Origin of the sequence: Neolewinella agarilytica (assembly GCF_900110645.1) — a bacterium.
Taxonomy (GTDB): domain Bacteria; phylum Bacteroidota; class Bacteroidia; order Chitinophagales; family Saprospiraceae; genus Neolewinella; species Neolewinella agarilytica.
Genome location: NZ_FOFB01000039.1, coordinates 24,645 through 49,216 on the forward strand (window position 1 = coordinate 24,645; position 24,572 = coordinate 49,216).

Genomic DNA, 24,572 nt, shown 5'->3' on the forward strand with positions numbered 1-24,572 from the left:
CAATAAGGTGAAAAATCCGGCTCCAACCCGCCGGCATTATATCACCAAATGACAACCCAATGCGTTCGCTCTTATCCAAAATTAGTGTAGGGATTTTGCTTTTGTTTTTCCCTCTGGCGGCTACGGCAGCCAGTCCTTTTGATTTCACTTTCACGGTGAGTAATTGTAATGAAGTAGCCTTCACCATTACCGGCGGCACGCCGGTGGCCCAGAACTGGGACTTCGGCGACGGAGACCAGGACCCCGCCGCCAGCCCCGTCCATTTCTACGGCATTGACGGCACTTTTAACGCCTGCCTGACGGCTTCCAACGGGGTGACGACGCAGACCATCTGCAAAGCAGTAACCATCGATCGGGCCGACTGCTGCACCGGCCCCGCGGCGATCTTCACCGATGTAGACAACTGCTGCTTCGAGCTGAGCCTGGACAACCCCGTTAATCAATTCTTTACGGGCGTCCGGTTACGGTCCGCCAGCGGCAACCTGAACCCTTTCGCCAGTTTCGATGCGACGAACTGGGGATTGCCTGCCCCGCCGACGATTAACGAAATACACCTCAATTACACCGGCGCGCGGCATTTGCCGACGGGCGTGACCCCCGCCTTCCGCTTCTGCCTGGCGACACCGCCAACCGGCCCGGAAACCGTCGAGGTAGAGTGGCTCATCGGGCCAACCGTGGTCTGTACGGAGACCGTTGATTTGACGTGTACGAGCTGCCAGCCGGAGGGCGATACCTTCAGCACCACGATCAAAGCAAAGGAAGATGCCGCCAACCCGGTCGATTACGAAGAGCGAGGCTACGACATTCTGATTGACGAGCGGAACCCGGGATTCATCGTCGCGGGAATCACCAGTTTTCTCAATGAACTCGGCAGCAACGGGAACATCTACTTTTCCCATATTGATGACTGCGGAGAGCAGACCAGTCTGCCCATAATTACGGGCGCTAACCGGACCATCCCCTACGAGATTGAGGATGTACGCGTGGTGAGCACCATTGGCGAGGGGCTGGCTTTGGATGACGTGACCAATCCTTTTGAATATGTTGCGGTAGCAACCGTCAAGAAAGGCAATCGGTACGACTACGTAGTCGTGACCCTGCAGGCGGACGGAACGCTGGATTTTGCCATGGAGGAGATCTTCGAGTCTGACCCCGACGAGTTCGTGCACGACATTGAATACGACCCCGTAACCAACTGCCTCGGCATCGTGGGCACGCGGCGGGACGGCAGCAATCTGCCGGTAACCACGAAGTCTTTTGTACAACGAATTTGCTTCAGCTCCACCACCGGCGTTACCCGCAACCGCCAGGAGTTTGCCATCAATGCGCCGGGCACCTCCCGCACGACGGGCGAGGCGATCACCTACGATGATGCCAACAAAAGCTGGTTCATCACCGGGCAGACGCCGGACAAAAAGATGTACGTGATGCAGCTGGACAACGGCCTGAACGTGATCCACACCGAAGTAGTGGACGTGGACGCAAACGGCGGGACGGAAGAAACGGGTAAGGACATCGTGTTGACGCCTAACAACCAATTAGCGGTGGTCGGTGATCAGAAAACGGGCGGCTTTCAGGGATCGTCAAAGGTGTTCCTGACCACCTTCCGCTTGCCCCTTTTACCGCAGTGCGACAACGTGAAACTGAACCGGGTATATGACCTTCCGGGAGACCAGGAAGAAGTCAACAGTTTGGTGGCGCGCACGCAGGTGCAAGGGGGGAACCTGCTATATACTTTTGGTGGCGACCTGAACGCGGGTGGTGTCGTTGGCATTGGCCCCGAGCGCCGCCGACCCTTCATTATGCAGGTCGACGACAGCGGGGATCCCCGCTGGCAACACCAATACAATGAGGCCAATCACCTGGAAAAACTGATTGCAGTGGGCGAGGGCTTCGCCGCCGCCGGCCGTACGTCTACCTTCCGCAGTGCGGTCCCCGTCGGTACGTATACTAACGACATCTGGGCCGTCCGCGTAGACCCCAACGGCATCTTGCCGAGTTGCGATTGCTTCGATCCGCTCGAAGCTTCCTTCGAAGAGCCGATGCCGGACGTAAACTGTGCACCGGTCGATGCCCTCGGCATCGTGGAAGTGGTGAACTTTCAGGACTGGGGAACGGCCATCCTCGGCCGCCACCAGGCGGAGTGCTCGACGGGCTGCGGTAGCGGCCCTCCCGGAACCCCCTGCCCCTCCGGCTGCTGCGCCTACGTCTCCGGAGTGAAGTTTGAGGACACAAACGGAGACGGCGTCAAAGATCCCTTCGACCCCAACCTCTGTGGTTGGCAGATCGAGTTGGTGGATCGGATCACCGGTATCGTCGTGCAAACGGCCACGACCAACTCCGCCGGCTTCTACGCCTTCAGCAACCTCTGCGCGGGAGACTACAGCGTCCGGGAAGTCAACCAGAACTGCTGGAGCCAGACCTTCCCCAGCGCGGCGGCCAACCGCCGCCACGACTTCAGCACCAACGGCGAGAGCTACCACTTCAACCTCGACTTCGGTAACACCATCGACATCGACTGCGCGGCCGACAAAGCCAGCCGTCTGACCCAAACCGCCACCACCCCCAACTGCACCCATGAGCTGGAGATTGACAACAATCTCTGCCTCGACCTGCAACGGGTACACCTGCGCACCACCAACGGCGTCACCTTCGGCGCTTCCAGCCCGAAGGCGGGCTACCAGTACTGCGCACTCTACCCGCCGCAGGCGACGGAGATCTGTATTGAGGTGGCCGGAGGCGGCCCCATTCCGCGCACGAACGCCCAGCAGCTGGTCGACTTTGACCTGACCAACATCTGCTCCTACCAGCAGATCCCCCAGTCGGTCATCATTGACTACCACGTAGACCTGCCTTGTTCGTTCGATAAAGTGGTTTGCAGTGATACCCTGGTCACGGACTGCCCCATTAGTTGTCCCAATCTTTGCACCGGCGTCAGCGCCCAAAGTGCCGTTGATACGATGAGCGGACCTTGCTGTTACGATATTCTGCTGACCAACACCCGCCCCGATCTGTTCACCCAGGTGAACGTGAAGGCGCTCGGTGGCATCAGCATCGTCAGTCCCGTTATCACCGACCCCAACTGGTTCTACCTGAGCCAAACGACCAGCGAGTTGCAACTGATCCAAACCCAGGGCAACGCCTGCCCCGGCAGCGGCCTGGCCTTTATGCCTACGGGCACTTACTCGCCCGTCACCATCTGTCTGGATAACTACACGAGCAGCCCCCAACAAGTGGAGGTGGAATGGCTGACCTGCGACGGGCAGGCCTGCTCCGATACGCTTGATTTCTTCTGCCCGATTGAGGAACCGACCGGCTGTGCCAAGATCACCCGCGATACTTTTTACTGCGACCAGAACGGACAGTATAAATACGATTTCGACTTCCTGAGTTGCTGGGACAAAGACATCAAATCGCTGACCGTCAATTACCTGGACCCCAGCGGAGCGACGGTCTCCCCGACCAGCATCAGCTTCAGCCCGGAGGTCAGCCCCAACGGAACGGGAAGCGGAACGCTCTGCTTCGACAATATCGGCACGGCGAACTTCCTGGAGTTTCAACTCCAGTTCTTCGAGGATAGTTGCTGCTTCTGCTTCTCCGATACCCTGCGGATGGAGATTCCGGAATGCCCCTGTGATGGCTGTGAAGACCTGGAATACACGACCACGAAAATCGGCCCCGACTCCACCTGCTGCTGGGCACTCGACATCGAGAATCCCTGCCTGATCGACATGAAGAGCATCGAGCTGAACCTGAAGGGCGGCGTGGAGTTTCGCACCCTCAGCGCCGGTTCCGGCTGGTTCTTCCAGAACCTGAACAACTCCGTGACCCGCTTCCAGCCACTGCTGCCGCCTCCGGGCACGACGCCGATTCCAACCGGCCCGATCAACAATAAGATCGAGTTCTGCCTGACGAACTACGATAACCCGATCGTGCTGCCACAACTGCTGGAGATCAACTGGATCGATATGCAGGACAGCATTGTTTGTCAGGACAGCCTGACCTTCGACTGTGCGCCACTGCCGCCGGACACTTGTCTGGTAATCCTGAACGACACCATCATCTGCCTGCCCGACGGCACTTATGCGTATCAGTGGGACGTCGTGAACCAGAGTAACACCACCGCTACGCACATCTACGTGCACACGAGCTACACGACGCCAGCGGGCGGGGTGATCACGCCCGGTGCACCGTACTCCTTCGCCGTGACGATTCCGCCAAACGTTGCCCCGATCAGTATGCCCGCCATCAACGTCAGCAACGTGAACCCGGGCGATCAGTTCTGTCTGCGCGCTTCGATCTACAACACGATCAACACGCCGCCAGATGGCAACTTCTGCTGCCACGGGGATACGACGTGTATCATTATTCCCGAATGTCCGCCAATGGAAGACCTCGGCGACTGCTGCGACAGCCTCTGGGTCTACGGCAATGAGCTGGCCAACGTGCCGCAGCGCATTCAGCATTTCGCTGGCCACAACTTCGTGCTGGCCAAAGAGACCGATGCTGCCGGACAAACCCACTCCGTCTTCGCCAAATTCGATGGCTTCGGTACCCTCATCTGGGAAACCAAGCTGACGGCGGAAGTAGAAATGCTGGACTTCACGCCCACCGCCGCCGGAGACTTCCTGCTGGTGGGCCGCACGACGCCTCTGCTGAGCAATGGCTGGCAGAACAATCGCTCCGCGCTGGCCAAAATCAACGCCAACGGCACCCTCGGTTTTATCCGGGAGTATGACAATTTGGGGCGGGAATCCTTCATCCGCATCATCAATCATCCCTGGGCAGCGGACCCCGTTAACCGCTACTACATCCTTGGCCTCGAGAACCAGGATGGCACCAACAACAGTGCCAACGACGAAGCCCACCTCTACAACATCGACGATGCTGGCAACATCAACTGGGGTCAGGAGTATACCTACGTGGACCCAACGGACAACCTGGACAGCAGCGATGATCAGATCGTAGGGATGACACCGCTCCGTAACGGCAACTTACTGCTGGTGGGCGACGAGCAGGACCGCAAAGGCGTACTTCACCTCGTCTTCGGCCCGACCGGAGAAACCATCAATGCTTTCTATACCGATCAGGACATCCGCTTCCGCGATGCGCTGGAGCTGCCCGATGGACGTATCGTTGTCGTCGGTGGCCGGTACCAAAGAAGTGGTAATACCACTGTCTTTGATGGCATGATCTGGCTCTTTGACGCAAGCCTGCGCCAGGAACTGGATGATCTCCGCTACGTAAACCAGTCTGCCGGCCTGCTCACCGACATCGAACTCGGTGCCAACGGCGAGCTCTACGCTACGGCGACGGACCGCAACGGCCGTCCGCTCATCCTCAACTACACCTACAACGCCGCGACCCAGCAGATACTGGAAAACAAGACCCGCTACCTGAACGAACCGGCGGCGGACTACTTCCGCGCACGCCTGTACACCACGCCCGCTGATGGCCGCCTCTACTACACCGATGGCCGGCAGGACCACCCCGATGGCTTTGGCGACTTCGACGTCTTCCACGGCTCGTTCTCGCTCAGCCTGGCCGATACCTGTCTGGTAGACACGACCCTGGTCTACGTCGGCAACATGATCCAGATGCAACGCACGAAGGTGCCCGATACCCTCTACCAGCTACCTGTGCCCACCAACGGCCTCACCGCCGTGCCGCCCAACTACCAGAATGGGAACCTGTGTAGCGGAACGGACAGCATCGACTGCTGTGATGAGATGCGCTTCTTTGATGCCACCGCTGCCTACCAGGTGAACCGGATCGGGAACACGATCACGATAGACAATCCACTGATCGGCGCCTGTATGCTCGTTGATATCGACTGGGGAGACGGTACTACGGTGCAGGTCGGCCAGGGGGGCTTCCCCGTGAGCCACAGCTACACGGGCTCCATTCCTCCGAGCATCTGCCTGCTGCAAACCGAGCTGAACAACAATGACCCCAATGATGTCTGCTGGGAATGGGAAGACTGTGAAATGGTGGTGTCCAACCGGGAGCTTCGATTCGACAAGGCCTTCCGGGTGGCTCCTAATCCGACCACCGGATTCGTGTCGCTGAGCTGGAGCCCGGATTTCCGCCCGGACCTCCTTACCGTTCTGGACGGACAGGGTAGGGTGCTACTACGCGAAAAGCTGAGTGGGCTCTCTGCTACCCATCCATTACGCCTTGATGACTTCCCGGCAGGAATGTACTTCCTGCGTCTGGAGGGAGGTCAAACGGGCCTGGCCATCAAGCGGATCATCAAACAGTAATTAATCAGTTTTGAATTTGGGTTGGGACCCGGTCGTTGCTTCGGTGACGGCCGGGTCTTTTTTTGGGCGCGGGACCGCAGGTGCAGGGGGGGGGGAAGGAGCAGGGGATGGGCGCTGCTGTTTGCGGGATGACTTCCTTTGTTGGTTTAGCTATGCCCCCCGGCCCCTTTTGCTGAGCAGCAAAGGTAAGAAAGACCGATACACCACGCTTTCGGATAGTTTATTGGTAGAACTGCGGGAGTACTACAAGGAGTATCGGCCGTCCTACTGTCTGTTTGAGGGGCAAAGTGGCGGGCAGTATAGTCGGAGGAGCGTGCAAGCGATTTTTTCGAAAATCGGTTGTGAAAAGTTGCGTCAACAGTACCCAATATGGCCTCGTAACCGTAAATTGCATCGTTCACGACAATCATTTGATGAAGTTGCGGTTTTGCTCCAGAATTTGGTCCTGTATGCGCAATTTAGTGATTGAGATATTGGCTGTATGTGTAATAGATGCGGTTACAAGTATGTTCCGCAACATATGCGCAACAAATATTTGTGGGGCTATCGCCCCGTCCGAATGTTTGATCAAAGGATCACTACAAAGGGCTGGTGGCCTGGAAGACCGAATATCGCATCGTTCGCAAGCCCTGATTTTCAAGGCAAATCATTAGCGGCAGGGCAGACAAAGCGGCAAAAGAAGCTTTTGTAGCACTTGGCTACCAGTCGTTACAGGTCTGTAAGACTTGAGCTTGCGAACGATGCGAGTCGGGAAAAAGTTTAGGGCCACCGGCCAGTTAAATTAAAAAGTGCTCCTTTGCATTCGGTATATTTGTTTCCGGCAGTCGGGAGAATAGATGTATTCAACCGTCCGTCTGCCGGACATTGGAAAACGATCAGTGGATCATTTCTCCTCGGCGCAGCGTAACGATTCCTCCGGAAGAACGGCGAGACTACCCGTAGTCACGTCCATACTTCCTTATCTGGAGGAAACCGCCAAAAGAAAGAAGCTGACGCTTCAAAAAAAAAGAAATATCTTTTGGCTTCGAAACGCAAACGTTGCGGAACGTCAGAGAATCGTCAATGTCCGACTTCGTCAGGACACTGCGTTTCTCAACGTTCGTTAGCTGCTATGAAAAAAATAAAAAAACCAACGAAATGGATGACAAAATCGAAAAGTATTTAGCCAAATTAGAAAACGAAATAACAGACGGAAATTGGAAATTATTTGAATTTTCGAAAGATTGGTTGATGACTTTTGATACAGAAGCGGGAGTTTATGCGATAAGAGAAGAAGGAAAACTTTGCTATGTTGGAGAAACAGGAAGTATCAGAAAAAGAATGAAAGATTTACTTGATACCCGAAATCATTCATTGCGACGGACGATTGGAAATAAAAGATTTTCAGATAAAGAAGGATATGTAGTTGGAACAGCGAGTAAAAAATTTCCAGATAAATTTGAAGAAAAATTAAACAGGATATTTGAAGATAATTTTGAAGTTTCAGCGATTGTAGTAAAAATCGGACGAAAAGAACTTGAAGAAAGATTGGTGGAGAAATTAAAACCAATTTACAATTCGAGAGAAAAAAGAAAGGCGGATAAACCTCAGAAAGCATATTCGATTTCGGAAATACGAAATACACATCAAAATGCTTATCGACCTTGGAATGAAGAGGAAGAAAGAAAAATAATAGAGTTGTCTAATCAAGGAAAAACAGCAAAAGAAATTAGAGAAATTGTGGGAAGAAATAAAGGAGCGATTTCGTCACGATTGAGAAAAATAAGAGAAAGAAGCGAACGCAGTAGCTAAAAAACCATCAATTGTTATGAAAAAAATCATCTTAATATTAATCGTAGTGTCAATTCTAATATTGAATATTCTATTTTTAGTAAACAATGGTTTAGATGAAAAATATTTGATTTCTCCCTTTGAAACAGGAGATGACATCTTAGAATTAAAAAGAATTGCAAATCAAAAATTAGAAGATACCAATTCAATTACCTTAATAAATCTCGGATTGTTTTTAAGCTATATTTTTGTGAATTGGTTTAACAACAAGAAATGATTCTAAAGAGAAGAAAACACAGCAGCTAACAAAGTATATGACGGTCATGCTCCCTAAGCGGTCGCACGCCGCATATACGAGACCGTTATGCTCAAGTAAGAAAAAAATGAAACCACTCATTCAAATACTGATTTCAATTGTTTTAATTAGTTGCGGAGACAAGCAATCAGCAAATAAAGAAGTAAATACTGAAATCAATCAAAAAAAGAAGGAAACCAATTTGCCAATAAAAGAGGAATTCAAACCCGATTCTTCTTATGTTGAATTTTGGTGTTCGATAGAAGTTTTAAAGAAAACATCCGAAAACATAAATAAATTAGATTTAGTAACTGTAGCTGAGTTTCTTGCATCATTTCATAATGAATGTGCAAATAATGTCGAGTTTTTAGAATGGTCAAATGAATTACTCTTTGAAGTAGCTAAAAACAAACCAGACTTTCTTTTGCAGATTTTAAATAAAAATGATTCGTTAGATAAAGACTTAATCAAAAGCGAATTTGAAAATCCGATTCACGACGGATTTGATATAAATGATATAATTGAGAAAATCGAAATGTCGAATTCCTCAGAAGAAATAAAAGAAGAAATTACCGAATCATTGAAAATAGCGAAATCTAAATTAGAATAAAAAGAAACCTGAGCATAACATTGTATATGACGGTCATGCCCAGCAAAAGCTGGTCACGCCGCATATACGAGACCGTTCTACCTCATTAAAATAAAGAAAAAAGCAAAATGCTAGGAAATCTACAATCAGAATTAAGAGAACATTTAGATAGAGATGAAACTCTACTTTGGACTGGGAAACCTAAATCAGGAATCATTTTCAGAACAGCGGATATTTTTATGATACCATTTAGTGTTCTATGGTGTGGATTTGCAATATTTTGGGTGATAATGGCATCACAAGGAGGAGGAATATTTGCATTATTTGGAGTTCCATTTGTAATAGTCGGACTAATTTTCGTTTTCGGAAGATTCATAATTGATTCTAAACAAAGAGAAAATACGGTCTATGGATTAACAGAAAATAGAATTCTAATAAAATCTGGTGTTTTTTCGAAGAATATAAAATCCTTAAACATTAGAACTTTAAGCGATATTGAATTAAGTGAAAAAGGCAACGGAACTGGAACAATTTCAATTGGACCAAAGAATCCATTTATGGTTTGGGGAAGCGGAATGAACTGGTGGCCAGGAATGAAAATGAATCCCCAATTAGAATTGATACCAAATGCCAGAAAAGTATATAATCAAATAATCGAAATTCAAAATAAAAAATAAAAAATAAAAACGAGGTAGAACAATGTGTATAACGTTCATTGCCAGCAAAAGCTGGCAACGCCGCATACACTATCCGTTAGGTGCAAAGGGCCATAACTAAAATTTATTGACCTTCGCTTTGATTAATAAGATATTATGGTCACATTAGGTAAAAGATTGTTATTTGAACACGTCTTTGAAGAAGATGGTCTAACTATTGATGATTACATTCTTTCAATCGAGAAAACAATTGGACTTCGACTGGGAAGTGCATTAATAGAGGCAACTTTTAATCGAGAATTCCCATTGTCCGAAGAAGAATTTATTGAAAAATGGGTAAGTAAGTTCGAGACTTCGATTAGTGATAAAATAGTAGCTGGCTATAAAGATGGATACAAAATTCTGAATGCATATAGTAGTTTGAAAGTAACAGAGTGCATTCTGTCAAGAGATGAAGAAAAGGTCGACGAACAACCTGACGAGGAGACTGAATTATTGCTTTTAAAAGCATATTTAAGGCTAAACAATAGCCAAAAAGAAAAAGAAGATTTATGTATTCCTAAGTTTGATGATGATCCTAACTTAGATAATATTGAGAAGCAAATTGCTTTTATGATTTCTATCTCTTATTCAGATTATGATTATTCAAATTATGATATTAGAGTGGTTTTAAGTAGTCAAATTTATAAGATTACCAAATTTTTCAAATACCTTGAAAATAATAATTTATCGGAGCATATTGAAGTTTTTTGTGTCAAGTATGGGATTGATAATTGGAGAGAATGGCTTAAAAAATTCTATGCTTTTATCTTACCCCTTATTGAGAAAGAATACAGAGGCACTCATTATGACCTACTACTAGATGAGAAATCAGAAGATTATATAAAAAATAAATTGTTTATTGAAGCATTAACAATCAATGAAGCGGATGATCATGTTTTACCTGACTTCATTAATATGAGAAGTAATCCACTAGTTAAGATCAATGAGAATACATATCAAGTAATTTACAAGCTATTCGCAGTTGAAAAGACGTTCAAAAGCGTCACGTTTGAGTTTAGTTTAGATGTTAATAATAAAGTATCAAAGGAGAACAAGATTAAAAATTTTCGTTCCGAGTTTTGCGGTAATTTTTCTGAGAATATTATTTTATACGACGTGATGAAAGATGCTTTTCCTAAAAGAATGATTCATCTTTCTGGACAAGACTTTCTCAATGCGGGGCATTCAGGTGAGCCAGACTACTACATCCGATTTAAAAATAAAGTCTTCTTAATTGAAAGTAAAGATGTTGTACTACGTGGAGATATAAAACAGTCAAGAAACTATTATGATATTTCCCCTGCATTAGCAAGGAAATTGTGGTATGAAGATAAGGCTACAAAAACTGTGAGCCGATCAGTAAGGCAATTAGGACAAATGATACTTAGCTTTACCAATAAAGAATATCATCATTTGGACTCAGATTGTAAAGAAGAGAACTGTAGAATCTATCCAATTATAATAGTAAATGACAGACAATTTGATAGCCTAGGTGTAAACGCCTTAATTCAAGAGTGGTGGAAAACAGAAATTGTAGAAAGTGGTGTAGATAATCTAAAAAATATAATAACTCCGCCTGTCATTATTAACATTGATGGATTGATATCATTTCAGGATTTATTGAAAAGAAGAGAAGTAAAAATTGAAAGTATAATTGAATCGTACTGGCATCATGTAAATATGACCAACTTTAAGGCAAGATCTATGCAGGAAGTAATTGCAAGAAGGACTCAATCTTTTATCTCTTTCGGTGACTATTTGAATAGCTATATTGCTGAAAAGGGAAAATGGGGGATACCAAGTTTTCTTATTCCTTATGGATCTGAAGTGTTTGATACAGATGCGTGATGAATATTAAAAATGCACCTAACATTGAGCCAAAATCATTAAGCTAAGCTCAAATCCAAGTCTCTCAGCTAGACGGTGTCCGCTAGTTTTTATCATTTTCTCCAAGTGTATTTTTTTAGATTCCGATTGAACAAATCTCTAGCCTGCCCTCGTTATACGAGTGCTACTGTGGCCGCAGCAATTCCATTAAGTTAAGGCTTTTAGATCAAGCTCATTAACCTTCGATTTCAACCATTTTTGGAGTGAATTGAAACAGCCTAAAATTACGTAAATTTGGAATAAAGAATTCCCTTCCAGCCATGATGTGGTTGGTGCAGGAGACCTCAGAAATGGGTGTTCATTTACATAGCTGATCGATAATTTCCTTCGTAAACATGGCGATCTTGAGCTTGTATCATCCGCTTTTTTCGATCACGGCCTGGACGGACTCTTTGTGGTTCGAGATGTTTGAGGAGTAGTTTCTGCAGTTCTTTGATACGGTTAACCCATCGTCGATTGCTATCCAGGAAAATGGCCGACATACACCTTTTTATCAATCTGGCGGTCACGTTCCGATTGACTTGGTAGCTATATTTTCGTCGGCTGGAAATGTCAAGTATAGCAATCGATTTTTCCATGTTTTGTAGTACTGAAACTGCTTATAGAAGATAGTACTGGAAAGCTTGAAGAGATCAAAAAAGAATACTGGCTTAATGAGTTTACGCCTCTGGCAAAAAGCGGACTTAGTAACGGGTAACTGCTTCAGGCGTTCAAAAAAATCATACAACTCTATGGCTGTGGTTTTGCGCATTAGTCCACATATCAGTGCTACCATTCTAGGGAAGGTAAGCGGGCTGTCTCGAGTGAAATCAGTGAGCGGTCTTTCGAGATATTTTTATATTTGTTGGCAGTGGCTTAACTTAATGGGCATGATTATTTTTGATACACTGCCAAATAATTATATAGCAAATATTCTATGGAAATGAAAAAGACAAAAACGTGGATGGACCATTTTGTCATAGTTGTATTAATAACCATGCTTAGTTATTCCGCCATATTGTTAGCTAATGCATGGATGAATGGAGTACACATTGGTGAATGGATATGGAACAGGCACCAAAACCAGTTCTCTTGGTATTCCCGCCCACTATTCATTATACCTGCATGCTATTATGCTTATAAGCGAAAATTAGGATTTGTTATTGGCATCTTGGTTTTGTTAGGAACCAGCTTGTTTTGGTTTGCCCCTCCTACTGAAGTACCCAAGACCATTTCAGGATGTACGCTTCCCATTGAGCGCAACCACAATTTAGTAGAAAGATAACCTTATTTGACCTATTCCCTTAAAGCGCAACCACCTAAACTAGAAAATCAGCCTGTTTTGCTGTCTAGTTGGCACAGTTCATTAGGCGGTATACCGCCTAATGAACTGTGCGGTCGAAAATTATTGTAATCCCGTCTCCAGGATTCGATTTTCTCCCTGGCGTCTTCCAAAGATAAGAACCAATTTGTATTTAAGCATTCATCGCGTAAGCTTCCGTTGAAGGATTCAATGAACGCATTATCAGTCGGTTTGCCTGGACGAGAGAAATCCAAGGTGATATTATTTTCATATGCCCATTTATCGAGAGCCTTAGAGATAAATTCACTCCCATTGTCTACTTTGATTCGCTCTGGACGTCTACTCAATTGTGCTAAGGTATTAACAACATCACCCCCTTTTATTGAAGGAGCAACGTAGATCACCGGACACTGTCGACTATAGTTATCTACTACAGTTAAGGCCCTGAATTTTCGGCCATCAAAGAGCTGATCTGCGACAAAATCCATACTCCAGCATTCATCAATACTTGATGCTGGAGTATGGTTTTGGCGATGAGCGGAAGCTTTACGTCTCCTTGGTCGCTTAGTACGAAGATTGAGCCCTTCCTCGCAGTAAATACGGTAAATACGCTTATGATTGTCCCTCCAGCCTTCTCTCCTCAGTAGAGTTACTATGCGCCATATACCGTAACGAACTCGGGAAGCAGCGATCTCCTTGATTCGTCGCCTCAACGCTGAATCATCTCTACCTTTGGCTTTTCGATACCAAGTTTCTCGTCTAAACGGAATAACCTTACAGGCACGTCTAATTGATGTTTGGTATTCATCAAGTAAGAAAGTTACCAGTCCACGCCTCTGCTGAGTCGTCAAAGCTTTTTTTTTATGACATCTTGAAGCATCTGTTTGTCTAAGCTCAGGTCCGCTACCAACTGCTTTAGTTGCCTATTCTCTTCCTCCAGCTGGCGCAAGCGCCTAAGCTCTGGAACTCCCATACCGCCAAATTTTTTCTTCCAGTTGTAAAAAGTAGCTTGACTAATTCCCATCTTCCGACAAATCTCAACAACCCGAGTTCCTTGTTCTGCCTGCCTTAAAGCAAAAGTGATTTGAGCCTCTGTAAATTTTGACTTCTTCATAACCGATTCTTTGTTGTTTAAAGTTAAGTGATCGGCTGAAATTTTCTAATTTTGAGTGGTTACGGTTTTTAGGGGAGACGTCAATCAGATTTAGCCGCCATACAAAAGTTAACAGGATGAATTTGCCTGAAATTTCAATCTACTTCGCAATATTTTTATCATTGCTGCTTTCCTCCATAGCAAATGCACAATTCTCAAGTCCGATTCTGATTGAGCCGAATACGGGGCAAATAACTAACATTGTGCCGGCAGACCTTAATAATGATGGCTTAAAAGACATCATAGCTACGAGGAAATTTTCGGCCAACAACCTTATCTCTTATTACCTGAACGAGGGTGACTTTAGCTTTGGTCCGGAAGCTACAATTGCCACAGGTAGTAGCCAGGTTACCAATATCTCCGTAGGAGATTTCGACGACAATGGCTGGCTTGATATTGTCAGTATTGGTGATGCTGGAAACGCTGTGACAATGCACATGAATAGTGCATTGTCCTTTTCTGCAGAAGAACTCGATTCTTTCACATTTTTCGAAAGCGATATTGATGTCGTTGACTTAGACAATGACGATGACCTGGACATTGTTGCCGTCGGAGGGACCACTTTAAAAGTCTATTATAACGATGGCATGTCAAATTTCACAACTCAAATAATACAGGGACCAATAGAAGATTTTTTTGATCTTACTGTAGGGGATATTGATGCTGATGGATTTGAAGACGTTATTACTGGTGGCAGTAATATCTCTGTGTATAAAAACAGTAGTGGAACATTGGTCTACGATTCATTGAGAAGTAATCAGATACCTGGCTTATTCAACCTCTTCGTTCGGTTAGAAGATATAGATAATGACGGGGATGCGGATCTGTTTAGTGAAGACAATAACTCAACGGGTGTCAGATGGATGGAAAATGATGGCGCCGGCAATTTTGCCAATTTACTGATCATAGATTCAACGGCAATCAATATAAGATCGGGCACACTAAAGGATTTTGATAATGATGGTGACCTGGACTTTATAATAATCAAAGATTTTGATCTCTACTTATACGAAAATGACGGGGCAGGTGACTTTGGTGCGCCAAATCTTATTCAGGATGAGCCAACCCTTATTAGTGTTGTGGAATCCGAAGACCTGAACAACGATGGGCTGGCAGACATCATTTGGTCCGCTGACTTATCTGTTCAGCAAAACAATTCACCCTTGTCTGGTACTGAATATTTAGTCGATAAAGATCTGGTTCAAATTTACCCGAATCCTTCAGCTGAACAGGTGATTTTGGACTGCCCGCAAAACGGAGTCCTGAACGTGTTCGATGCAAAAGGTCAATTGGTTTATGAAAATCTGCCTGTACTCAAGGGGGTAAATGACCTTAAGATAGAATTGGTGCCACAGATCTATTTTTTTTATCTGAAGCTAAAGACCGGTCCCGTAATAACTAAGAAAGTGGTCATCAAGTAGGTCTGGTTAACGGGAACTACATACATGATGGGCTTCGTGTGAAGATGATTCCTTGGGGAATATTACATAAACTATGTCAGTAGTTTACCTTTTTTGCCACCGCAAACTGCTTACGAAGCTTATGGTTTATACCGTACTTTGCGAGCGACCGGGTGGCTGGTGCTGCCTGGCTGATTTCAGGGCTGTAAATGGGTTGAAGCCAGGGATTTGTTAACCCGCCTTTCGTTCCACACCAGGGAAGAGGGGGGCGAGAAAACCCAACAGAACCAAGCTGATTGAGACCCATAGAAAGCGCATGCTTCAACGGCGGGGTGCGCCTGTTTGAGCCGTATAAGACCATATTACCAGACCGTTACTAAAACATACACATGCATCGTATCTCTTTTTGGCAAACATGGATAGTGGCGGGCCTGCTGCTGATGATGATGTCCGCAACAGTTGCGGCACAGGAAAAGGAACTCAGCCTTGATGACCTGTTCGCTATGCCAAAACTGACGGGGACAAGCCCGTCCCGGCCTGCGTGGGCACCGAACAGCGAACACTTTGCCTTTTCCTGGAGTGAACCGGGAATACCGGGGCGTGGCCTCTGGGTATCCACTAGCGACGGGAAGGATGTGCGCCTCAGTTCCGATACGTCATCCGCATCAGTGCGCGATATCGCCTGGACCGACGCGAACACAATTGTCAGTCTGCGGGGCAACCACCTGTGGCAGACGTCGCTGAGCCAGGAAGAAGACCTCCCGCTTATGTCCGTCGGGGCGGGGGCGCATAAGCTGTCGCTATCGCCCGCCGGCGGCCAGGCAGCGTACATAATAGACGGTGACTTGTGGCTGGCTGACTTGCATTCCGAAGAGAACCGTCAACTTACTGATATCGGCGTCGCCAGTATCTCGAGCGTGCCGCAGGGACGATACAGCCGACCGGACCGTGAAATTGGTCCGGGCATCTGGAGCGGGCCAACGTATAAGTGGTCTCCGGACGGCAAAACCATCGCGTTCCACGCCGTCGACCGGCGGGAGATGCGAAAGGTGCCGTTCCCGGATTACCTCGCTGCCGAAACCAACCCCAACGAGGTACGCCGGGCGTACCCGGGTGATTCCAACGAGATTCGCAGAGTTGGTCTGCTCGATGTAGAAAGCGGTAGTATCACCTATCTTGATTTACCGGACCCGCACGCCAACCAGGTCGTTGACTTTAACTGGTCACCGGAAGGTGCGCTGCTGGTTGACATCGCCTCCGACACATCGGTTGAACGCAAGTTGTTCATCCTTGCACCCGGAGAAAGCCAGGTGCGCGAGATCTGGCGGGGCGTTCGGGAGAGCCGCATGTATACCTCCTTCGGTTCTGCGTGGCATCCGGATGGAAAACAGGTCATTTTCTTAAGTGACATGGGGGATCGCTATGGCCTTTACGTCATTGATCCTTCGTCGCCCGGAGATGAGCCGCAGCTCCTGACGGACCCGTCTTACGATGTTCTGTCCGCCCCCGCAATTGCTGGTGGCACAATGTTTTATCCGGGCAACGGTGTTAATCCATACGAGCAGCACGTGTACCGCCTGAATACATCCGGCGGCGACCCCGAGCAGATAACGCGCCTTGCGGGCCGTAACGACGGCTACCCCTCACCGGATGGCCGGCACCTGGTGTTCATGCACAACGACGATACATCACCGACCGAGCTTTACGTAGTGAGCAGCGAAAGGGGAGACGCTGTGCGGGTAACTCACTCACCCTTGCCCGCCTTCACGGAACGAAGCTGGGCGGCTGCGGAATACGTCAGTTTTCCCAGTCTTATCGATGACTACACGCTGCACGCCCGGATTTTGAAGCCGGCCAACATGCAGCCCGGTAAGAAATATCCAGTGGTGTTCGGGCCTGTGTATTCAAATACAGCGAGGAATCGATGGGCCGGTAACTACAGTCTTGTGCAACAGCTAATGGTCCAAAAGGGATATATCATCGTGCAGGTGGATTCCCGTGGCAGCAACGGTTATGGCCGGGCATTTCGCGAAGAATTTTTGCTGGGCTTTGCGGGGGAGGATATTGATGATTACGCGAGTGCCGTTGCCTATATGGAGTCCTTGCCTTACGTAGATCCCGATCGCATCGGCATCTGGGGAAGCAGTTATGGCGGCACACTTTCCGTTTATTCTATGTTGATGAAGCCGGGCTTATTCCAGGTAGGTGTTGCCGCAGCTGCGGCCGTTGATCCGGTGTTCTTTGGCACCGATGACGTCGCCATTGTTCGTCGCCCACAGACACACCCGGAAATCTTCGAAAGAAAAGCACTCAAATATGCGGCGAATCTGGAAGGAAAACTCCTGTTTATCCACGGTATGCAGGATCATGTGGTGCCGTTCAAAACCACGGCTACATTAGCCGAAGAATTGATTAAGCAGGGCAAAAACTTCGACTTTGCGTTTGCGCCGGGTGCGACGCACGCATGGAGCCGCGAGCGCCATTATGATCGTTACCTGTTTGGCAAAATCATCGAGTACTTTGACCGGCATCTGGCGGTGTCATCAGAATAGAGGTTTGCCGTAGTAAGCGGAGCGCCGTAAAGGGCACAAAGGTTCTTCCCCTCATCCCGGACCAGTATTAAGAAAGCGAATAGCGATCAGTGGTGGTGGCGCGCCCGCAGGATGCAATGGACGTATTAAGGGCAGGGGGAGCTGGAGGTGAATCCTGGCGTAGGCAGTTGTCTGCAATCAACGCTAAAGGATACTGTTACCTCCACTGCTCTATAATTTTCCCCTTGCACCAGGGCAAACGCATCAAATCTAAAACTGTAATCTAATAGTTGATTTTTGTTTCGATCGAACGCAGTGAGCTGTCACTTGCGGTAGCAAATCAAGAATCAAATATCGAGAATCGCCAATCGCCAATCAAAAACGTAGCAAACGAAGTTTGATGCGTTTGCCCTGCCCTTGCACCTGCGTCCGCGCCCAAACATGCTTTAAGGCCGTACCTTCGCGCAAAATTATCTTACTATGGCTAAGCCAATTGTCAAAAAGCGCAGTACCATCACCGTTAATGTCGGTCTCGATGCCGATAAAATGCCCACTGAACTTCTCTGGAACGCCAGCGATAAACCCGGCCCTGCAGAAGCGTGTAAAGGCATGTTTCTTGCCCTTTTCAACGAGCAGAGTAAGGAGACGATGAAGATCGACCTGTGGACTAAAGAGATGCAGGTGGTGGAAATGGACCGCTTTATGTACCAGACGCTTCGCGGTCTGGCCGATACTTACTTCCGGGCCACCGGCAATAAGGAGCTGGCTAATCAGATGCAGCAGTTTGTCTTTTATTTCGGGCAGGCAACGGGCGCCATTCCGAAGGAAGGGGAGGTTTGATGATGATCTTTTCGCTCAGACCCTGAGCTGGGCAGTTACTACGAGACCTGTTTACTTTCTCCGTCTTAAGCTGGAGCCAACCTTCCTGTTGGCTCAACGGAGCCTGAACGCAGAGCCTTCCTGCAAGATCACTTTGGTGAAACAGCGCCCTTTTTGTACCACTTTTCGTTAAGAACAGAGGCCTTTTTCATTTTTTTGGGGCTGTCAGCTGGGGCCAACCGATTGCAATTTTTGTGATGGTTTGCCTAATCCAACTCAATCGCTACCTTCGGATTAATTACCTGAGCTACCTGGCCAGTCCGGCCCAGAAAGGCGGGCATTACCAGTTCAAAAACCACCAAAAAAGATCATGGCATATTTCTCTGACATTCCTAAGATTCGTTTCGAAGGCGCCGAAAGCGACAATCCATTTGCCTTTAAGTACTACGATAAGACGAAGGTCGTTGCGGGCAAAACGATGAACGAACATTTTAAATTCGCCATGGCCTGGTGGCACACCCTCTGTAATACGGGAGGAGATCCTTTCGGACCGGGAACGGCTGAATACCCCTGGCTAAAAGCTGATGATCCCGTACAGCGGGCAAAAGACAAAGTGGACGCTGGCTTCGAGATCCTCGACCGCTTAGACATGGATTACTTCTGTTTCCACGACGTTGACCTCCTCGATGAGGAGGGCGCCGATCTGGATACCTACGGCAGCCGGCTGAACGAAGTAACGGATTACCTCGCCGCCAAAATGAAATCAGACGGCCGCAAGGTCTTGTGGGGAACCGCTAACCTGTTCAGCAACCCCCGCTACATGAATGGCGCGAGTACGAACCCGGACTTTGAGGTAGTCGCCTACGCCGGCGCCCAGCTCAAGAATGCGATTGACGCTACCATCAAGCTTGGTGGCGAGAACTACGTTTTCTGGGGCGGCCGGGAAGGATATATGAGTCTGCTCAACACCGACCTCGGCCGGGAAGTAGACCACCTGGCACAGTTCCTGACCATGGCACGTGACTACGCACGTGCACAGGGATTCACGGGAACCTTCTTCATCGAGCCTAAGCCGTTTGAGCCCAGCAAGCATCAGTACGATTTTGATTCGGCTACCGTTGCCGGTTTCCTTCGGAAGTATGACCTGATGGATGATTTCAAACTCAACATCGAGGTAAACCACGCTACGCTGGCGCAGCATACCTTCCAGCATGAACTGGCCGTAGCCGTTTCTGAAGGCCTGCTTGGTAGCATCGACGCTAACCGCGGCGATTACCAAAACGGATGGGATACCGACCAGTTCCCCACCAATGTGCCGGAGCTGACGGAAGCCATGCTCGTGATTCTTGAAGGCGGAGGTATTCAGGGCGGTGGCGTCAATTTCGACGCTAAGGTTCGGCGTAACTCCACGGATATGGAAGATATTTTCCACGCACACATCGGTGGAATGGATGCCTTCGCCCGCAGCCTCATTGCCGCGGATCGGATCCTTACCTCCAGCAAATACAAAGCTATGCGCGAAGAACGCTACAGCTCCTTCGACGCCGGAAACGGTAAGGCCTTCGAAAACGGTACTCTTACCCTGGAGCAACTCGCGAAAATCGGCCACGCTACCGGTGAGCCTAAGCAGCGTAGCGGCCGGCAGGAACTGTATGAGAACATTCTGACGCAGTATAGTTAGTCTTGTAGTTCGGTCGTCTGGTAGACTACCGTATGGGATAGGCGTTACAGAGGCAATCGTATTGCTTTTGTAACGCCTGTTTCGTTGGATAGCCTAACAATGCGAGGTTTTTGGGACCTCCTTACTATGGCTGAAGCCGCAGCCTGTGTTACCAAGCTCTGCGAGCTACGAGGACCGTGCGGCAGCCTACAAACCTACTTCCCCCTCCACGCCAACACCCGCCGGATCTTCCCTCCTTGCCCAATGCCGATTACCCGATAGTCGGTGATTCCGGCCTTTCCGAATTCGACTTCTGCTATCTTCAGGTAACCCTTTTTTGACACCAGGGTAGTGAACCAGCCGACTTGCTGGCCGAAGGCTACGGATTCCCTAATCATCCGCCGGAGGAAATCGGGCTCTCCGCCCGGAGCCCAGAGCTCATTGGCCTGTCCGCCGAAGTTGAGGGTAGGAGAGGGGGCTTTGCCGAGCTTGGTCCATTTTTTTTCGGCGGCCGCGGCTGCCGCCGCGGCGGATTCGAAAAAAGGTGGGTTGCAGATAGTAAAGTCGAAGGTTTCCCCTTCGTGGATGACGTTGTTAAAAATCGCCGTGCGATCCGGCTGCTTCCGCAGACTGATGGCTTTTGCCAGACCGGGATTGAATTTGGCAATGGCACTGGCTACTTTCAGGGAGGTGTCGTCTACGTCAGTGCCCACAAAGCGCCAGCCGAATTCTTTGTGGCCGAGAATGGGGTAAATGAGGGAGGCACCAGTGCCGACGTCGAGACCTTTGATTTCCTTACCCTTTTTTCCGTCCAGTAAGTCGGCCAGGACGTGGATGTAGTCCAACCTGCCGGGAACACCGGGGCAAAGGTTACCCGCGGGGATGTCCCAGTGCTTCAGGCCATAGTCGCGCAGTAATAAGGCTTTATTTAGCAGTCGGACGGCGTCCGGCTCCGCGAAATTCAGGGTTAAATGACCATCTGGCGCTTTGAGGAAGTAGTCCGCCAGGGCAGGTACAACCTTCGCCAGGGCGGGAAAATCGTGGGGGGAGTGATAGCGGTTGTTGGGATGCACGGGAGGTGGTCTGGTAGTCTTGTTGTCTTGTAGGCTACCGCATTTAATAGGCGGCAATGTAGCCATCGTGTGAGAATAACTGCTTCTGATTAAATGAGGCGGTAGCCCTTGGTTGGTGTTAGTAATCATGGTTAATCACCCGCTAGTCGCCAAAGTACGGCAGCCTACCAGACTACTGAACCACGAGACTACCTCTTCCCCTTAGCCGCCCACCAAATACCGCCGTAGAGGTGCTGCAGGAAGTCCGGATCTTCGAACACTGCCGGTACGTGTCCGAAGTTGGTGTAAAATGCCCGTCCGCCGTCGTATTCATGATTCCAGCTCATGGGGTGGAAATCGCCGTGGCCCTTTGCTTTGTTATCCGGGCCCCACTGTGCCTGCCAGTCGTAGGTGGATTCATCAACGGTAACCAGGTAATTAAAGCCTTCCTTTTTAGTGCCGTCCTTGTATTCGTAGAATTCGTCGGTCCACATTTTGCGCTTCGGCCAGCCTTCGAGGCCGGGGAAACTGCTGTCGTGCACGTCTACCATTGCCGTTTGCACGACCGGGTGGATTTTGAACATATGGCCGACCATGTCAGTGTACCATTTCCAGTCGTACTCCGTGTCAGAGGCGGCGTGTACGCCGACCCAGCCTTTACCGGACTGAATGAATTTTTCCATGGCCATTTGCTCAGCGTCATTGAAGATGTCTCCGGTGGTGTTGATGAAGATGACGACGTCATAGTTGGCCAGCATCTTATCATTGACGGGCATGGCGCGTTGCTTCAGATCGAGTTTAAAGTCATGTCGGGCGGCCATCTTTTCCATAGCCGGAAGGGCACTGAAGGTGCTTTCATGTTGCCAGCCGGCGGTCTGGACGACGAGCAGAGCTTTAAATTGTTGGGCGGAGAGCGTGCCAAAGCAAAGAAGGGCGAGGACGCAGGTGCAAAGGAAGTTCTTGGAGAGCATGGATCGACTAAACATTGGTTCTGGGCCTCAAGGTAAAAAGCTTTTACTCATCAGGAGAATATTTCAACTTCATGGTCCGCTATAATTCCCCGGCTGACCGAATTGTGGTTGTCTAAGCGGCAAAAGGCCTGCTTGGATAGAGTACCGGAAAGTGCAATTCCAGTTACAGTGCTATTCTCACAGCAGCAGGCATTTAGAGCAAACGGTGACTCAACGGTGACTGACTAGTCTTAAAGCAGGGCAAACGCATCAAACTTCGTTTGCTACGTTTTTGATTGGCGATTGGCGATTCTCGATATTTGATTCTTGATTTGCTACCGCAAGTGACAGCTCACTGCGTTCGATCGAAACAAAAATCAATTATTAGATTACAGTTTTAGATTTGATGCGTTTGCCCTGGGTCTTAAAGATGAAAATTCAGGTTAACCCATAAGATTTGTTATATTTGTAAGGATTAAGTTGAAATTTTAGTTGTTGGGTATCCCATTTGACACAACAACTCTTTTATAAGCTACTGTGTGTTCTTGTTTATCCTGACAGTTCCCCTTGCTTTTTTGCTCTCGTGCAATATTTATCTATGAACTTCCCAAAATCTTTTCTCTCCGACACTCGGGGAGGTGAAAAGCATGTTTGCTTTCCGCTTTTTTTCCTGCTGATACTCTTTGTCAGTCCGGTGCTGGCGCAGCAGTCCGTAGAGTTTATTGGTGCCGGTTCAGGCCCAAATATGATGGGGCCTACTACGACGCCTCAGGTAATTACCTTTTACCAAAATGCTACAACTCCTTCTAACCCACCAATAACGGCTACCTTTTCTTATTCCAATCAGCAGTACACCTCTGTTGAAGGCAATCCAACCGTCCCTGGATCAACCTTTGGTACAACGATACGTACAGGCCCCAACCCATTAGATAATACGGCAGTCTCCATTGCTACCTATGGCCCAATGAATGGTGTAAGTGCTCCAACAGACGGCAACTTTACCAGCTGTGCTGAATGCACTCCAGGCACGGGAATAAGTGTTGTCAACAATCAAGCCGTAAATTTATTTAGTTCCTCTGATGCCCTGATTGATAATTCAGGCAACAATCTTGAACCATTGAACGCAAGGGTTCACTTTTCTGATCTGACCATCACTTTTAATAGGCCAGTAAATAACCCCATCCTCCATGTCGTAGGTCTTGGTGGTCATTATCAATTTACTACAAATCAGAATACTGCAAACGAAATAAACTATTCGATTGGCTTTACGACAGATCTTGATCTGCTGACGCCAGGCCTGAGCCTGACCAGAATTTCCGGAAATGCAGGTTTGGCGGTTACCCCAACTACGATTCGAAATACGAATACTTTCTATGGAGCACCAACTACTCCGGGAAATGTATCTAACATAATACGTGGTGCTGCTACAGGTAGTATCGTTATTAACGGTTTCGGCATCACATCAGTCACCTTTCGGCTCTATCTCACCGGAGATGGTGGTAACATAAGAGATGGAAACGGAAATCCTATTGCAGCGGCAAATGGGAATGAAGTGATGTGGTCTTCTCAACTTGGCTTTGTGCCTTTGGCAGGTTCAACGGTTCTCAATGCGTTCTCCGGAGACCGCTACTTACTGGGCATGTCCTTGCAGCCTTGCCAGTTAGTGATCAATTCCGGACAGGATCAAACTGTCTGCTTAAATGAAACTGGCGATGATATTACGGTGCAAACGGACGTGAATAATGCGAACAGCATTCGATTTGTCAGATTTGCCACGGATCAGATGGCAGGAGATTTACCTACGGAGGCAGAAGCAAATAATATTTATGGAGGAACGGTCCTTCAAACCGTCACACCAACGGGCGCATCTGAGCTTTACACTGCTACCTACAATTATGATCCGGCAGATTTTCCTTCGCCGGGAACTTACTATGTCTACGCTATTTTAAATGAATCCGTAGTGGGAGACTGTTATCCGGTAGAGGAGATAGAAGTGGAAGTTATTGCTTTGTCCACCGCCGAAGCCGGCGGCCCCGATAACCTCTGTCAGACCGATACCCCACAGGCCCTACCACTTTCGGGCGCCAGCGTTGGTGGTGGCGCAGCCACCGGTGCCTGGAGCATTGTCTCCGGCGGCGGCACCCTGAGCAGCACGGCACAGACGAATAATCCTTCCGCCGTAACGTACACCCCGGCGGCGGGCTTTACGGGAACAGTCAACCT

14 protein-coding genes and 1 pseudogene are annotated in these 24,572 nt (G+C 48.5%); 12 read left to right on the plus strand and 3 right to left on the minus strand.

Features of this window, described 5'->3' with window-relative positions:
* Positions 1 to 59 precede the first annotated feature (59 nt).
* From BM123_RS22605 to BM123_RS24090, 7 genes are all read left to right on the plus strand, one after another.
* Complete coding sequence (locus BM123_RS22605) at positions 60 to 6,263, plus strand: SdrD B-like domain-containing protein (RefSeq protein WP_090173230.1); 6,204 nt, start codon at positions 60 to 62, stop codon at positions 6,261 to 6,263.
* Positions 6,264 to 7,400: 1,137 nt separating this feature from the next.
* A complete protein-coding gene (locus BM123_RS22610) occupies positions 7,401 to 8,054 on the plus strand; it encodes a GIY-YIG nuclease family protein (protein ID WP_175489516.1) in 654 nt (217 codons plus the stop codon).
* Positions 8,055 to 8,070: 16 nt separating this feature from the next.
* Positions 8,071 to 8,310, plus strand: coding sequence for a hypothetical protein (locus BM123_RS22615; RefSeq protein WP_090173234.1), 240 nt, complete (start codon positions 8,071 to 8,073; stop codon positions 8,308 to 8,310).
* 106 nt (positions 8,311 to 8,416) lie between these two features.
* Positions 8,417 to 8,938, plus strand: a complete 522-nt coding sequence (locus BM123_RS22620; protein WP_090173236.1) for a hypothetical protein — start codon at positions 8,417 to 8,419, stop codon at positions 8,936 to 8,938.
* 107 nt (positions 8,939 to 9,045) lie between these two features.
* Positions 9,046 to 9,594 (plus strand): PH domain-containing protein, encoded by a 549-nt coding sequence (locus tag BM123_RS22625; RefSeq protein ID WP_090173238.1) that lies wholly within the window; start codon positions 9,046 to 9,048, stop codon positions 9,592 to 9,594.
* A gap of 135 nt (positions 9,595 to 9,729) precedes the next feature.
* Positions 9,730 to 11,463 carry a hypothetical protein gene (locus BM123_RS22630; protein WP_090173240.1) on the plus strand — a complete coding sequence of 578 codons (1,734 nt, stop codon included), beginning with the start codon at positions 9,730 to 9,732 and terminating at the stop codon, positions 11,461 to 11,463.
* 692 nt (positions 11,464 to 12,155) lie between these two features.
* A complete protein-coding gene (locus BM123_RS24090; protein WP_139212066.1) occupies positions 12,156 to 12,428 on the plus strand; it encodes a hypothetical protein in 273 nt (90 codons plus the stop codon).
* A gap of 385 nt (positions 12,429 to 12,813) precedes the next feature.
* Here BM123_RS24090 and BM123_RS22645 read toward each other — a convergent pair.
* Positions 12,814 to 13,898, minus strand: a protein-coding gene (locus BM123_RS22645) for an IS3 family transposase (RefSeq protein WP_406603256.1) whose coding sequence is annotated in 2 segments (ribosomal slippage) — positions 12,814 to 13,643 and positions 13,643 to 13,898 — 1,086 coding nt in all. Because the reading frame shifts where the segments join, the coding sequence is not laid out codon by codon here.
* A gap of 116 nt (positions 13,899 to 14,014) precedes the next feature.
* On the opposite strand from BM123_RS22645, the gene BM123_RS22650 reads away from it, so the two are divergent.
* The 4 genes from BM123_RS22650 (at position 14,015) to xylA (ending at position 20,368) form a co-directional block, all read left to right on the plus strand.
* Entirely contained in the window at positions 14,015 to 15,358 is a 1,344-nt protein-coding gene (locus BM123_RS22650; protein WP_090173246.1) for a T9SS type A sorting domain-containing protein, read from the plus strand.
* A 401-nt stretch (positions 15,359 to 15,759) separates the two neighbouring features.
* Positions 15,760 to 17,889, plus strand: a complete 2,130-nt coding sequence (locus BM123_RS22655) for a S9 family peptidase (protein WP_245748660.1) — start codon at positions 15,760 to 15,762, stop codon at positions 17,887 to 17,889.
* A 459-nt stretch (positions 17,890 to 18,348) separates the two neighbouring features.
* Complete coding sequence (locus BM123_RS22660) at positions 18,349 to 18,708, plus strand: gliding motility protein GldC (RefSeq protein WP_090173250.1); 360 nt, start codon at positions 18,349 to 18,351, stop codon at positions 18,706 to 18,708.
* 349 nt (positions 18,709 to 19,057) lie between these two features.
* Positions 19,058 to 20,368, plus strand: coding sequence for a xylose isomerase (gene xylA, locus BM123_RS22665; protein ID WP_090173252.1), 1,311 nt, complete (start codon positions 19,058 to 19,060; stop codon positions 20,366 to 20,368).
* Between the two features lie 194 nt (positions 20,369 to 20,562).
* Here the strand turns inward: xylA and rlmF are convergent, their stop codons facing one another.
* Positions 20,563 to 21,420, minus strand: a complete 858-nt coding sequence (gene rlmF / locus BM123_RS22670) for a 23S rRNA (adenine(1618)-N(6))-methyltransferase RlmF (protein ID WP_217642208.1) — start codon at positions 21,418 to 21,420, stop codon at positions 20,563 to 20,565.
* A gap of 188 nt (positions 21,421 to 21,608) precedes the next feature.
* On the minus strand, positions 21,609 to 22,370 hold the full coding sequence (locus BM123_RS22675) for a ThuA domain-containing protein (protein WP_217642209.1): 762 nt from the start codon (positions 22,368 to 22,370) through the stop codon (positions 21,609 to 21,611).
* A 577-nt stretch (positions 22,371 to 22,947) separates the two neighbouring features.
* Between BM123_RS22675 and BM123_RS22680 the strand changes: the two are divergent.
* A pseudogene (locus BM123_RS22680) lies at positions 22,948 to 24,572 on the plus strand (hypothetical protein); the annotation flags it as partial.